General features: G+C 66.6%; 11 protein-coding genes. 10 read left to right on the top strand and 1 reads right to left on the bottom strand.

Annotated features, from left to right (window positions below; translation table 11 throughout):
- Positions 1 to 276: 276 nt before the first annotated feature.
- From ASF16_RS11975 to ASF16_RS11950, 6 genes are all read left to right on the top strand, one after another.
- The gene (locus ASF16_RS11975; protein ID WP_056167133.1) at positions 277 to 2,349 is read left to right on the top strand and encodes a hybrid sensor histidine kinase/response regulator; all 2,073 of its coding nucleotides are present in this window, start codon (positions 277 to 279) and stop codon (positions 2,347 to 2,349) included.
- A 176-nt stretch (positions 2,350 to 2,525) separates the two neighbouring features.
- Complete coding sequence (locus ASF16_RS11970; RefSeq protein WP_156372053.1) at positions 2,526 to 3,299, top strand: hypothetical protein; 774 nt, start codon at positions 2,526 to 2,528, stop codon at positions 3,297 to 3,299.
- Positions 3,300 to 3,388: 89 nt separating this feature from the next.
- Positions 3,389 to 3,652: a DUF2024 family protein gene (locus ASF16_RS11965; RefSeq protein WP_056167130.1), complete on the top strand. Its 264-nt coding sequence runs from the start codon at positions 3,389 to 3,391 to the stop codon at positions 3,650 to 3,652.
- A gap of 97 nt (positions 3,653 to 3,749) precedes the next feature.
- Positions 3,750 to 4,466 (top strand): glutamine amidotransferase, encoded by a 717-nt coding sequence (locus ASF16_RS11960; RefSeq protein WP_056167127.1) that lies wholly within the window; start codon positions 3,750 to 3,752, stop codon positions 4,464 to 4,466.
- 185 nt (positions 4,467 to 4,651) lie between these two features.
- On the top strand, positions 4,652 to 7,282 hold the full coding sequence (locus tag ASF16_RS11955; RefSeq protein ID WP_162241075.1) for a diguanylate cyclase domain-containing protein: 2,631 nt from the start codon (positions 4,652 to 4,654) through the stop codon (positions 7,280 to 7,282).
- Between the two features lie 182 nt (positions 7,283 to 7,464).
- Positions 7,465 to 7,716 (top strand): hypothetical protein, encoded by a 252-nt coding sequence (locus ASF16_RS11950; protein ID WP_056167120.1) that lies wholly within the window; start codon positions 7,465 to 7,467, stop codon positions 7,714 to 7,716.
- Positions 7,717 to 7,866: 150 nt separating this feature from the next.
- On the opposite strand, the gene ASF16_RS11945 is transcribed toward ASF16_RS11950, so the two are convergent.
- Complete coding sequence (locus tag ASF16_RS11945) at positions 7,867 to 8,784, bottom strand: c-type cytochrome (RefSeq protein ID WP_056167117.1); 918 nt, start codon at positions 8,782 to 8,784, stop codon at positions 7,867 to 7,869.
- Between the two features lie 50 nt (positions 8,785 to 8,834).
- Here ASF16_RS11945 and ASF16_RS26755 point away from each other — a divergent pair, with 50 nt between their 5' ends.
- The 4 genes from ASF16_RS26755 to ASF16_RS11925 all read left to right on the top strand — a co-directional run bounded on the left by ASF16_RS26755 (position 8,835) and on the right by ASF16_RS11925 (position 14,207).
- The gene (locus ASF16_RS26755) at positions 8,835 to 9,260 is read left to right on the top strand and encodes a cytochrome c family protein (protein ID WP_235507348.1); all 426 of its coding nucleotides are present in this window, start codon (positions 8,835 to 8,837) and stop codon (positions 9,258 to 9,260) included.
- Positions 9,257 to 10,180 carry a c-type cytochrome gene (locus ASF16_RS11935; RefSeq protein WP_056167114.1) on the top strand — a complete coding sequence of 308 codons (924 nt, stop codon included), beginning with the start codon at positions 9,257 to 9,259 and terminating at the stop codon, positions 10,178 to 10,180. Before ASF16_RS26755 ends, ASF16_RS11935 begins: the two co-directional genes overlap by 4 nt.
- Positions 10,177 to 12,714: a cbb3-type cytochrome c oxidase subunit I gene (locus tag ASF16_RS11930; RefSeq protein WP_056167111.1), complete on the top strand. Its 2,538-nt coding sequence runs from the start codon at positions 10,177 to 10,179 to the stop codon at positions 12,712 to 12,714. Before ASF16_RS11935 ends, ASF16_RS11930 begins: the two co-directional genes overlap by 4 nt.
- Positions 12,715 to 12,863: 149 nt before the next feature.
- Positions 12,864 to 14,207 (top strand): sorbosone dehydrogenase family protein, encoded by a 1,344-nt coding sequence (locus ASF16_RS11925; RefSeq protein WP_056167110.1) that lies wholly within the window; start codon positions 12,864 to 12,866, stop codon positions 14,205 to 14,207.
- Positions 14,208 to 14,228: the final 21 nt, after the last annotated feature.

Raw genomic sequence — 14,228 nt, 5'->3', positions numbered from 1 at the left:
AGATTTGTAGGCGATGACCTTGGGGGGCAGTCAGCGGATGAACAGGCTTGGGCCATGCGGCCGTTCGGACCTGTCGATTCCAGAATGAAGCCACCTCCCTTACCTGTCAGTAAGAATCGGTTGTAATCGACCCTGCAGGTTTGCGTGCCGACCCTCGGCACCACCGCCCCTACCGAACCGTGATTGCAAGGACGGAACATGCCGGACAGCCCAGCCGCAGCCCAACACGCTCCCCGACAGGCGGGCGACTCGGTCCGTTGGCTTCGGATTCTGGTCATGCTGAGCATTGCGGTGCCGCTGTTCATCTACCTGGTGGTCGGCGCGGTGCGGTACGTGGGCGCGCGCGACGATGCGGCAGCGCGCGTGAGCCGCTCGCTGCGGGTGGTCCACGAGCATGCCTCCAAGGTCATTGCGGCGTCGGAAGCGCTTCAGGACAAAGTGCTGGTGCTGGTCAGCGGCAAGAACCCGGCCGACCTGCGCGGCAACGAAACCGCTCTGCACGAAGCCCTGCGCGCCAGGACTGTGGACCAGCCGCAGATCCAGTCCATTCTGATCCTGGACGCACAAGGCAAGACCCTTGCCAGCAGCCGCCTGCTGCCGTTTCCGCTCACGGACCTGTCGGATGGCGAGTACTTCAAGGTCCACCAGCAAGGCTACAAGGGCTCGTACCTGTCCAAACCCTTCGTCACCCGGACGTCCAAGGAAATGGTGCTCAACCTGAGCACCGGCTTTTATGACCACGAAGGCCGGTTCGCCGGAGTCATCAACGTCACCCTGCTGACGTCCTACTTCCGCGGCTATTACAGCGATCTGGTGGCCGATGAACCGGGCCTGGCGGTCAACCTCTTTCGCGAGGGCGGGGAAATCTACACGCGCTGGCCCGACATCGCGGGCGCCCCGGACCGGCTGTCGCCGCAGGGCCCGGTGCTGACGCACCTGCGCACGGGCGAGGAGTCGGCGCAGTTGCGCGGCATTTCGTCGGTCAACGGAGAAGACAGCTTTCTGGCCTACCGCCGGGTCAACAACTACCCGCTGTATGTGGGCACCGGCATGAGCATGACCGCGCTGCGCAATGGGGTGCTGGCCGAGCTGGGCACGCTGTTCGCCGTGGGGGCGCTGCCAGTGGCCGCCCTGTTCCTGACGGCCACCCTGGCGCTGCGCAATGCCCGAACGGCGCTGCAGACCATGGAGAGCCTGGAAAAGGAAATCGAGACCCGCCACCGGGCCGAAGAAGCCCTGCTGCAGGCCCAGAAGCTGGAAGCGCTGGGCCGACTCACAGGCGGCGTGGCGCACGACTTCAACAATGCCCTGATGGTGGTCAGCAACAACCTGCACCTGATCCGGCGCGCGGCACCGGGCGTGGCGACCAAGCAGGTGGACTCCATCGCCCGTGCCGTCAAGTCGGCCACCAACCTGACCCGCCAGCTGCTGGCCTTCTCGCGCCGGCAGCCGCTGGTGGCCGAGCATGTGGTGCTGCAGGACAAGCTTCCCTCCATCAAGGACCTGGTCAGCCCTGCGGTGGGCAGCCAGATTCAGCTGGATGTGCAGGTGGACGCGTCCACCGCCCCGGTCACCCTGGACTTGGCAGAGCTTGAACTCGCCCTGCTGAACCTGGCCATCAATGCCCGCGACGCCATGCCCAAGGGCGGCGCGCTCTCGATCATTGCGCGCAACGCCACCGCGGCGGAGTCAGGCAGCGATGCAGTGCCCGGCATGGTGCTCATCGACGTGCAGGACACGGGCACCGGCATCGCCCCGGAGCTGATCAGCAAGGTCTTCGAGCCCTTCTTCACGACCAAGGCCGTGGGCGAAGGCACCGGCCTGGGCCTGAGCCAGGTGTACGGGATGTGCCAGCGCCTGAGCGGCCGCGCGGAGATCACCAGCCAGATCGGCGTGGGCACACGCGTGCGCCTGCTTTTGCCCGCAGCCATGCCGCAAGCGGCGCAGGCCTCGGCACCCCACCCCACGGTGCTCCCTCTGGCGAAGAACGTTCTGATGGTGGAAGACAACGAGGAAGTGGCCGCGTCGCTGGTGCCCATTCTCGAATCGCTGGGGTGCCGCGTGACGCACGTGGACCGCACCGCCAAGGCCCGGCAGTTGCTGGAGCGGGGCGAGCAACCGGACATCGTGCTGTCCGACGTGGTGATGCCCGGCGACATGGACGGCGTGGGTCTGGCCCAGTACATCCGCCAGACCTGGCCGCAGCAGCGATTGCTGCTGATGACCGGGTATGCCGAGCAGCTGGACAGCATCCGCAGCCTGGGGTTCGAGGTGCTGCCCAAACCGTGCACGCCGGAGATGCTGTACACCGCGCTGGCGAAACTCACCAGGGCCCACCCCCAAGGCTGAATGGACGTATTGGTCCCGCTCGGGTGGCGTGGGGCTCGGGCCAGGGTGAGCGATAGAGCGCGTGAGCGCCTGGACGATTGGGTATCTTAAAAAAACGAATGGCGCCCATCGCCAAGGCGCTCCGGGGAACACTTGCATCCATGCAATCAGCATGACCACTGCAAGACGAGGACCCCATGACACTGCACCATTCCATCCAGCGCGCCACCCTGGCCCTGGCCTGCGCCACGCTGGCGTCCGTCGCCGTGGCACACGGCACAGCACACACGGGCAAGGCCCATAGCGGAGGCATCCAGAGCGCGCCTTCGGCCGCGGTCAAAGCGCCCTATGACATCGTCCACACCAAGATCACTACCGACGGAAATGTGGCGATCTTTCACATGCACGTGTCTGGCAAGGCCGGCGCGAACAAGCCGACCAGAACGGGCAAGCTGGCCGGCAGCAGCGTGTTCTCCTATGTGTGGCCCACCACGCTCGACCCCGCATCGGTAGGGTTTGAATCGGGCAGCGGCATCCTGGCATTTGCCGTGACATCCCACCCTGACTTCGACGACACCCCGCTGTACGACGAGAACGGCGATGGCCGCACCGGCAACGATGGCGGCGTGTGGCATTCGCACTGGGTGGTGGTGCAGCCCGACGAGGCGTGCGGCAAAGGCGCGCTCAAGGTGGTGGACATTCCGGAAGGCAGCAAGCCCCGCGTTCCCAAGACGTGGCCTGGGCTGCCCATCCTGATCGACAGCCCCGGCTGGAGCCCCACCTTCTCCGGCGGCACGCTGGAGGTGCGCGTGCCTTTTGACGACATCGGTGCCGTCAACGCAGCCAGCTTCGACGGCGTGACGGCCGCGCTGCGCGTGAACGCCAGCGTGCACAGCCCGCTGCTGTGCGTCGTCGATGTGTTCAAGACCGCGTCGGGCAACCTGTCACTGCCCGGCAAGACGAACAAGTAAGACCGGCACAGCGACCGCGAGGGCACGCCAACTGCGTGCCGCGCGGTTGCCAGCCAGTGATTCATTGCCACGACACCCCGGACGACCCCATGCAAATTTCAGTCTACGACACCTACGTGCAGCGCCCCGACGGGCTGCGTATGCACTTCGACATCCTGGTACCTGCGGACTTGGCCGATGACGAGCGCGTTCTGCAGTACGGCCGTACCTATCTGGCGGCCAAGGGCCTTGAAGCCACCGCACTGAAAGCCGAGAAGTGCAACTTCTGCCATACCGAGTCTTCCCACCCAGCGGTAGAGCAGGAGGTCGCGCAGCACGGCTTTGCCATCATCGAGCTGGAGCACTGCACATGATGGCCGCACTGCCCATCGCCCCCATCACCCGGATAGCCCGCCCGGCAGCAACGCCCGCCACGGCCCCATGGCGGCAGGCTTCGCCGACCTAAGCACCATGAAAACCGACCGCCCCATCGTGCTGGCCTTGCGCCATGTGCACTTCGAGGACCTGGGCACTCTGGAGCCCCTGCTGCGCGGCCGTGGCTACGAGGTGCGCTATGTCGACCCTGCGTTGGACGACCTGGAAGCCATCGACGCCACCGCACCCGCACTCGTCGTTGCGCTGGGCGGCCCGGTGAGCGCTGTCGATGAGGACAGCTTCCCTTTTCTTGCGTCGGAACTGCGCCTGCTGGAGCGGCGCCTGGCCAGCGGCAAGCCCTTGCTGGGCATCTGCCTGGGTGCACAGCTGATCGCAAGGCTTGCGGGCGCCCGGGTACAGCCCATGGGTCACCATGAAATAGGCTTCAGCCCGCTGGTCCTGGCATCGCACGGTGCGCCCGAGCCGTCCGTACTGGCCCCGCTGGCAGGCGTGCCTGTACTGCACTGGCACGGTGACCATTTTGAATTGCCCAGGCATGCGCAGCTCCTCGCCAGTACCGCCCTGTGTACGGAGCAGGCGTTCACCCTTGGCACCGCCGTGCTGGGACTGCAATTCCATCTGGAGGCAGACCCGCGCCGCATCGAGCAATGGCTGGTGGGCCACAGTTGCGAACTGCGACAGGCCCGGGTTGCGCCCCACAGCATCCGGGCCGATGCGCAGAAGTTCGGTGGGGCGCTGGAACAGGCCGCGCAGCAGGTGTTCACCCGCTGGCTGGAATCGTGGGAGTCGTGAAAGTAGTGAAAACAGCCCGGCGCGCCCGGCTGAGTCCATCCTGACGCCACCGCCCGAGCGGCTGCACCGCCTTGGTGCGCCCGTACCCTGACCCGGGGTTGCCCCGGCCGGCGCGAGCCCTTCAGCCGCCGCGTATTTCAGGGTAAATCCGCCGCTCCGTGATGACCGTGTGGGTACCATTCCGCATGCACTTGAACTCCACCACGCCAGTGAGTCAGGCCGAACAACAACGCCGAAAGCTCGGGGCGCTGCTGGTCGGGGGCAACCTCTTGCTCGGTGCGGTGCTGGCGGGCCTGGTGCTTTCCGTGATGTCGTCTTCCAGGCAAGCGCATGAAGACCGGGCACGGGCTGCGGCCGAGCGGTTCGTCGCCATCGCCAGTGCCAGCCTGCAGTCGGAACTGGGCGCGGTGGACACGGCGCTGAAGATCACCATGGACGATCTGCAGCGGGCCGGCTTCGACGCCGGTGCCAGCGTGCAGGACATCAACGACCACCTGGCGGCCAAGCACCGGGTGCTGGCGGGGGTGGAAGGGTTTCGGGTGGCCGACGAAAACGGTCTTGTCCGGTGGGGCAACCTCATCGACAGCGCTTCTCCACCCGACATCACCAACCGCGACTTTTTCTTTCGCGCCAGGGACTCGAGCTCAGACAAGGCGGTCGTCTCCGACCCCGTGATCTCGCGAGTGTCCGGCCACTCGGTCATCGTCGTGGCACGCCCCATGGCATGGGGCGGCAAGTTCCGGGGCGTGCTGTACGCCAGCATCCATACCGAGCACTTCGAACAAATCTTCAAGCGGTACGAGCTGGCCGACCACGACGGCATTTCGCTCAGAACCAACGACCTGAAGCTGGTGGCACTGCAATCCCCGCGCGGCCGCAGTACTGCCGCAGTGGGCACTCGCGACGTGGCGCAGGAACTGCAGGACTCGCTGCGCAGCAAGCCGTCGGCCGGCAGCTATCTCGCGACCTCCAAAGTCGACGGCATCAGCCGCACCTTCGCGTACCGCCAGGTGGATGGCTGGCCCCTGCTTGCGATTGCCGGGCTGGACAACTCGAACCGGTGGAGCCAATGGCGCAGGGAGATGCTGATGGTGTCGCTGCTGGCTGGCCTGGCGTGGGCGCTGAGCTGTGCAGCGACGATTGCCGTCTACCGCTTCGGCAGGCGCGAGATCCGCGCCGTGGCGGCGCTGCAAGCCCAAAGCCGGCAGACGCAGACGCTGCTGCGCGTCGCGGGAGACGGCATCCACATCCTGGACCGTGCGGGGCGCCTGGTCGAACTGAGCGACTCTTTTGCCGAGATGCACGGCTCGTCCCGGGACAAGCTGCAAGGCCAGCACGTGGCAAGCTGGGACGCCAATCAGAACGAGGCCCGAATCGATGCCTGGCTGGCCAAGATCCGGGACGGGGACAAGCAGCGTGTGGAGGTCCAGCATGTGCGCGCCGACGGGAGCATCATCGATGTGGACCTGCACTGGCGCGCCGTCGACATCGACGGGCACCTTCTGATCTTCGGCTCGGCCAGGGACATCACCGACAAGAAACACCTGCTCCAAAGCCTGGAGGAGTCCTCGGCACGCATCCAGGACCTGTATGACCACGCACCCTGCGGATACTTTTCGCTGGATGCGGACGGTCGCTTCGTCCACCTGAACGCGACCGCCAAGGCGTGGTTCGGCGGAGATTTCCAGTCGGACCGGCAGTTCGTGGGGCTGCTGGACGATGCGACCCTCCCGCAGTTTCGGGACCATTTCATCGCCCTGGCCCTGCAGCTCCATGCGCCCGAGATCGAGGTGTGCATATCGCCCGCCAACGCGCCGCAGCGCCACCTGTGCATCAACTCCACGGCCGTGCGGGATGCGCAGGGCAACTTCCTGATGAGCCGCACGGTGGCGGTGGACATCACGGCCCAGCGCGAAGCGCAGCAGCGTGTGGAGTCGCTGTTGCGCGAGCAGTCGGCGATGCTCAACAGCGATGTGGTCGGTATGGTCAAGTTCCACCATGGCAAGGTCAGCTGGAAAAACCGCGCATTCGAAAAAATGCTGGGCTACGAAGACGGCGAGCTGGCCGGCGCCGCCATAGAGACGCTGTGTGCCGAGGACGGCGAGCGGCATGCGCTGGCACAAAAGACCTTGCTGGCCATGCGCCGTGGAGAGAACTACCGCGACGACGTGCGCCTGAAGCAAAAACAGGGCACCACGATCTGGGTGGATTTGAACGGTGTCCAGCTGTCGGGCACCGAATCGTTCTGGATGGCGGTGGACATCACCGAAGCCAAACGCGCGCACGAGCAGATCACCCACGTGGCCTTTCACGACGCGCTCACCCAGCTGCCCAACCGGCTGTTGCTGTTGGACCGCATGCAACAGGCGCTGGCGGGCGCGGAACGGTTCGGCCACGAAGTGGCGGTGTGTTTTCTCGACCTCGATGGCTTCAAGGAGGTGAACGACCAGTACGGGCACGAGGCGGGGGACAAGCTGCTCGTGGCCATTGCCGCGCGGATATCGGCCTGCATCCGCGCGACGGACACTGCAGCACGGCTGGGGGGCGACGAGTTCGTGCTGCTGCTCGCGCCCCTGGCGGGGGACGAATGGCGCGTGATTGTCGACCGGCTGATGCAGACCGTGGATGCGCCGGTGCCGCTGGCCGCGGGGCTGAAAGTGACCCTGGGCATGAGCATCGGCGTGGCGCTGTCCAGAGGCCGCACCCAGGCCGAGGTGCTGGTTGCAGAGGCGGATGAGGCCATGCTGCACGCCAAACGCCGCGGGAAGGGCCGCATCCACCTGGCAGGCAGCGCTCAGTTTGTCACCCGTCCTTAGCGCTTGCCCACCTACGGCCCGATCCCGCTGGATCAACACCCTGAGCCAAGCGTGCTTCCATGATTCAAAAACAAATCATTACAACCATGCGGCAGGAATGAGCGCACGCTCGGCGTGCATCGATGACCAATGGAGTTGGGTCACTTCGCCACTGGCACTGCGACTGCACACCAAGGTCATGTATGTCGATCAATATCACCGTGTCACGAACGCTGCCTCGTGACGCCTATGCGCGCATTGAGGCGCTGACCCATCTGTTGCGAACCACCGACGCCAACTTCATGACGGTGCCCATCGAGGTCACCCGTGGAGAGTCGGCCGATGGGGTGGCCGTCGTCGACCATGAAGACGGCTTGCGCGGGCAGTTGCTGCGGCACCTTCTGGACGAAGCACTGCGGGACGGCTCCGATTCCATCCTGGGAGAGCTTCGGTGATCTGTGGTGCAGCGCACCATCTTCACAGCGCTGCCATGCCCGCTGCACTGTGAGCCCCCATGGTGAGCAAGCGTCCAGCCCATACCAGCGAAGCTTTGCGCGCAGCGGCTGGGTGTGGCTGAGGCCGCCAGCCGGTCCGTCGGGCGTGTATCAACGCAGCGTGGCCAAAAACGCAGCCATGTCCCGGGCGTCCCGCGGGGCCACCCCCAGCTCCGGCATCGCCGTGCCAGGCTTGATGGACTGGGTATGCACCAGCCAGCGCTCCAGGTTGTCCGGCGAGTTGGGCAAGACCCCGGCAATGATCTCGCGCTTTCCAAATCCGTCTAGCGGCGGTCCCACGTACGCCGCAGGGCCGGTAACGCCTGGAATGCTGTGGCACGAGGCGCAGGCGTATTGATGCAGCGCCTGACGCCCGCGCTCTACATTCACGGCAAAGGCCACTGCAGGCGCCGTCGCAGATGCAGATGCGCGCGCGGGTTCAGCGGTGACGACGGGCGCCGGAACTGCCTGGCCGCGCCCGCATGCCGGTACGGCAGCCGTGGCAGACGCTCGCTCTTGCCACTGCGCGTACTGCGGCGCGCTCAGCTCGGGCAGCCGCTGCATGAAAGCCACCACGTCCCATATCTCTCCATCGGCCAGGCGGTATTCCCACGCAGGCATGCCGGTCATCTTGAGCCCATGGCGTACCACCCAGTACAGCTCGCGCGGTTGCCAGTGCAGCTTGGCATCCACCAGCGGGCCCGGCTGCGGCTGCAGGCCCAGGCCGATATCACTTTGCGCTACGCCGGGCGCTCCGTGGCACTGCACGCACTTGTCGCGAAAGCACGCAGCGCCGCGCAGCGCCATGCGCTCATCGGCCAGCGGGGGCGCCTCGATGTGCCGGGCACGCAGTCGCACCGACTGGCGCATGGCGACCTCCAGTGCCGAGTGCGTGATCTGCCAGTGCTGCCGGGTGGCCGCCACGTCGTACAGACCGCCGTAGATGACCACAGCGCCACCCAGCAGGGCTGCCAGGGCCAGACCACCAGTGGTTGCAACAACGATCAGAAACATCTTGGCTTTGGACATGTGCGCTCATTCTGGGTCAGTTGTCGACCCCTGTGCGTCAGAATGCACCGATGAAGCATAGGGAACCGCTCGATACGCTCCTCGCGCCCGGCACGCGGTGGCCGGGCCGCGCGTGGGCCGGGGGGCTGACGCTGTTGATGGCGACCGGGCTGCCCTGGGCCGCGCACGCGCAGCCCGTGCCGCCTGTCGCGCCCGGTGCCAGCGTGGACCGCGGAAAGGTGTTGCTGGCGCAATACCAGTGCGGCTCGTGCCACACCATTCCGGGCGTGCAGGCCGCGCGGGGTGACAGTGCACAGACCCTGCGCGCCTGGAGCCGCCGCAGCTATATCGCCGGCAGGCTACCCAACCGGCCCGACTTTCTGGTGCAGTGGATCATGGACCCGCAGTCGCTGGTGCCCGGCTCCACCATGCCCAGCATGGGTGTCTCGCGGCCCGATGCGCAGCACATCGCGGCCTACCTCTTGTCGCTGGAATGACGATGCAAGGCGTGCTCCAGTCCGCGGGCGATGCAGCCCGCGCCATCGAAACGGTGACCTGGGCGCTGTTCATCGGCGGCGGCATCATCTTCGTTGGCGTGATGCTGCTGCTGGCCGGGGCTCTGCGTGCGCGGTCGACAGGCGCCAGCGCACGGTGGTGGATCTGGGGCGGCGGGGTGGCGTTTCCCGCAGCGGTCCTGGTGGTCCTCTTTGCCTGGTCGCTGCCCCTCACGCCCCACTGGAAGCCGCTGCCGCCGCCCGGCGCGCTGATGGTGACCGTGAAGGCCCACATGTGGTGGTGGGAGGTGCGCTACCGCGACCCGGCCACCGGCGCGGACATCGTGACCGCCAACGAAATCCGCATCCCGGTGGGCAGGCCCGTGTACCTGGCGCTCACGAGTGCCGACGTGATCCACAGCTTCTGGGTGCCCCAGCTGGCAGGCAAGATGGACATGCTGCCGGGCCGCATGCAGCACCTTCTCGTCAACGCAGCCGCGCCGGGCGTCTGGCGCGGCCAGTGTGCAGAGTTCTGCGGCGAGCAGCATGCGCTGATGGCACTGCATGTGGTGGGTCTTGCCGCCCCGGACTTCGACACGTGGCTTGCGGCTCAGGCGCGCCCTGCAGCGCCTGCCGCATCGGCACTGCTGGAACAAGGCCGCGCGGCATTTCTGGCCCAGCGCTGCAACGCCTGCCACACCGTGCGCGGCGCGGGCGCCGATGGCAACCTGGGGCCGGACCTCACGCACTTCGGCAGCCGCCTGCACCTGGGCGCCGGAACGCTGCCCAACACGCATGAGGCGCGTGCCCGCTGGGTGGCGCACACCGAGCACATCAAGCCGGGCGCGCGCATGCCGTCCTACGACCGGCTGGACACACACACTTTGAACGCCATCGCCGAGTGGCTGGGGTCACTCCAATGACGGGCACTGCCTACACACCGCCAACAACTGCCGGACTGCCCAACACCCTGCCCCGCCCCGAGGGCGAGCTGCAGGCGCTGCAGCGGGCCTGGGCGCCCCCGTCCGGGTGGCGCAGGCTGACGGCAGTGAACAACAGCCACATCGGTGTCTACTACCTGGCCACTGCGCTGCTGTTCTTCGTGCTGGCAGGTGTTCTGGCCCTGGTCATCCGCATGCAGCTGGCACTTCCGGGCAACACCCTCGTGGGCGCTAATACCTACAACCAGCTCTTCACCATGCATGGGTCGGTGATGATGTTCCTGTTCGCAGTGCCAGTGGTAGAGGCCGTGGCGGTCTGGCTGCTGCCCAACATGCTGGGCGCGCGCGACCTGCCTTTTCCGCGCCTGTCTGCGTATGCCTTCTGGGCCTATGCGTTTGGCGGCATCGCGTTCTTTTGCACCATCTTCTTCGGGGCTTCGCCCGACGGCGGCTGGTTCATGTATCCGCCGCTCACCAGCAAGGAATTTTCTCCCGGCATCGGCGCCGACTGGTGGCTCCTCGGTATCGGGTTCATCGAGATCTCTGCGATTGCAGGGGCCATCGAGCTGATCATCGGCATCCTCTTCACGCGCGCGCCTGGCATGACGCTGGCCAGGATGCCGGTATTCGCGTGGGCCGTGCTGGTGGCGGCGCTGATGGTGATCTTCGCGTTTCCGGCACTCATTGCGGGCACGCTGCTGCTGGAGCTGGAACGCGCGTTCGACTGGCCCTTCTTCATACCCGCACGCGGAGGCGACCCACTGCTGTGGCAGCACCTGTTCTGGTTCTTCGGCCACCCGGAGGTGTACATCATCTTCCTGCCTGCGGCCGGCATGGTGTCGATGATGGTGCCGGTGATGGCGGGCACGTCGCTCGTCGGCCACCGCGCCATCGTCTGGGCGCTGGTCGCGGTGGGCGCCATCAGCTTTCTGCTGTGGATGCACCACATGTTCACCGCAGGGCTGGGACCACTGGCGCTGCACATCACCTCCATCGCCAGCTTCGCCGTGTCGATCCCGAGCGCCGTGCAGGTGTTCGCATGGATCGCCACCTTCTGGCGGGGCCGGGTGCGCATGAAGGCGCCGTCGCTGTTCCTGCTGGGCTTTCACTTCGTGTTCGTGCTGGGCGGACTCACGGGGGTGATGCTGGCCGTGCTGCCGTTTGACTGGCAGGCGCACGACAGCTACTTCGTCGTGGCGCACCTGCACTACGTGCTGGTCGGCGGGCTGGTGTTCCCGCTGTTCGCTGCCATCTACTACTGGGCGCCGCTGTACAACGGGCACAGGTTGTCCGAGCGCGTGGGCCGGTGGAGCTTTGCGCTGATGTTCGGCGGCTTCAACCTGGCTTTCTTTCCAATGCACATCGCCGGCATGGCCGGCATGCCGCGCCGCGTGTACACCTATTCCGCCGGGCTCGACTGGACGCTGTGGAACCTGCTGTCCACGGTGGGTGCTTTCGTTTTTGCGGCCGGCGTATTGCTGTGCCTGGTCGATCTGGTGCGCACCCTGGTGCGCTCCGAACGTGATCACGGCGACCCATGGCGGGCAGATTCGCTGGAATGGCTGCCGCAGGGCGACTACGGCGTGCGCAGCATCCCGCAAATCGCCTCGCGAGAGCCGCTGTGGAGCCATCCCTCGCTGCCGCAGGAGGTCGCCGCAGGCCGGCACTGGTTGCCGGGCACGGTGTTCGGTGGGCGCGAGACGCTGGTCACGAGCCCCGTGCAGGCGCAGGTTCGGCACCTGCTGCGTCTTCCGGGAGACGGCTGGTCGCCCTTCATTGCAGCGGCGGGCACGGCCGGCTTCTTCCTGTTGCTGACCGTCGCCTGGATCGTGCCCGCGATGATCGCAGGGGTGGCGTCGGTGGCCGCGATGCTCGTGTGGCTCTGGGGATCAGACCTCCCGCCACCTCAAGACACGGCCGCCATCGGCGAGGGTGTGAGCGTGCCGACATCGGCCTCGGGCGTGGGCTCTCACTCCTGGTGGGCCACGGTGATCCTGCTGGCGGTGGACGCCACGGTTTTCGCCTCGTTCGCGTTCGCGCACATCCACGTGTCGATGGCGCTGGACATCTGCCCGCCACCGGGCGCCCACATCCCCCCGGGCGGGGCGTTGAGCACCGCGCTGTTGCTCGGCGCGTCCGGGCTCATGGTGTGGGCGGTGCGCTGTCTGCAACAACGCCCCCGGCAAGGCCTGCTGCGCCTGGCAGTGGCTCTGGCCATGGTGGGCGCGGTGGGCGCCACCGGCCTGGAATTGGCGACCCATTGGCAGGCGGGCCTTTCGCCCCGCGCCGACGCCTGGAGCGCCACGGTGGCAGCACTGCTGGCGTGGCAAGGCTTCCACAGCCTGGTCCTCATCGTGATGGGCTGCTACGTGCTGGCCCGCTCGTGGGCAGGCAGACTGCGAACCGATGCCCGCGCCACCTTGGACAACACGGCCCTCATGTGGCACGGCACCGTCGCCCAGGCCCTGGTGGGCATGGCGCTGGTACGGTGGCTGCCAGCCTGGATGGGCAACTGAACGGCGCGCAGTGGCTGACACGCCAGGACTTGCGGTGTCCGCCTACATCCGGCTGGGGTCGTCACTGTCCATACTGCGCCATGCAAAAGCTTGCCCGACACCCATCGCTCTCACGGCCAGCTCGGCCATTGGTTTCAACACGGCCATCCATGCCGCCGTCCCGACCGTCAGGGCCGGGGTGGCCGTTGACGCTCGCAGCGCTGCTGGCGGGCTGCTCCATCGCCGGAGCCAGCGCGCAGCAGCTCAACCCGCCAGGTGTCGGACCCAACCCGCCATTGCCGCCCCCGCACAAGAACCTGCTCCTACCCACCGTCAACATCGCGCCGGCCGACGAGTGGCCTCAAGGCGTGACGCCGCTGGCGCCCACAGGCTTCAAGGTGACTGCACTGGCCAGCGGGCTGGACCATCCGCGCTGGGTGTACACCCTGCCCAACGGCGACGTGCTGGTGGCCGAGAGCAACAAGCCGCAACCCGAAGAAGGCGCAAAGAACGTGCACGCCGACGGACTGCGCGGCAAGGCCATGGGCATGGTCATGAAGCGTGCCGGCGCTGGCACGCCCAGTGCCAACCGCATCACGCTGCTGCGCGATGCCGACGGCGACGGTGTCGCGGAAACCCGCACGGTGTTCATGAAAGACCTCGTGTCGCCGTTCGGCATGGCCCTGGTGGGCCAACAGCTGTACATCGCCAACGCGAATGCGATAGTCAAGGTGCCGTACGAAACCGGCCAGACCTCAATAGCGACGACTCCCACCAAAGTCACGGACCTGCCGGCGGGCGCCAACCACCACTGGACCAAGAACATCCTTGCCAGCGCTGACGGCAGCAAGCTGTACGCGACGGTGGGCTCCAACAGCAACATCGGCGACAACGGCCTCGCAGCAGAGGAAGGCCGCGCCGCGATCTGGGAGGTGGATGTTGCCACCGGCAACAAACGCCTGTTTGCCACCGGCCTGCGCAACCCCAACGGCCTGGGCTGGGAGCCGCAAAGCAAGGCGCTCTGGACCGTGGTCAACGAACGCGATGAGCTGGGCAACGATCTCGTGCCCGACTACCTCACGTCCGTCAAGGACGGCGCCTTCTACGGCTGGCCCTGGAGTTACTGGGGCCAGAACGTGGACACGCGCGTCAAGCCGGCCAACCCGGACATGGTGGCCAAGGCCGTAGCGCCCGACTACGGCCTGGGCTCCCATGTCGCCCCGCTGGGCCTGGCCTTCTCGGACGCGCGCATGCCCATGCAGTACGCCAGTGGCGCTTTCATCGGGCAGCACGGTTCGTGGAACCGCAAGGATCTGACAGGCTACAACGTGGTTTTCGTGCCATTTGCCGGTGGGCAGCCCTCAGGGCCGCCCGTGGAGTTTCTCGGTGGCTTTCTGAGCAAGGACGGCAAGGCCTACGGACGCCCCGTCGGTGTGGCCATGGACGGCAAGGGCGCACTGCTGGTGGCCGACGATGTGGGCAACACCATCTGGCGTGTGGTTCGCACGGAATAGCCACCCACCACCGCACCACCG

It is taken from the genome of Acidovorax sp. Leaf78, assembly GCF_001422735.1.
Taxonomy (GTDB): Bacteria; Pseudomonadota; Gammaproteobacteria; order Burkholderiales; family Burkholderiaceae_C; genus Acidovorax.
The sequence above is the reverse complement of the archived record's forward strand: the minus strand, read 5'-3'. Positions and strand labels throughout refer to the sequence as shown.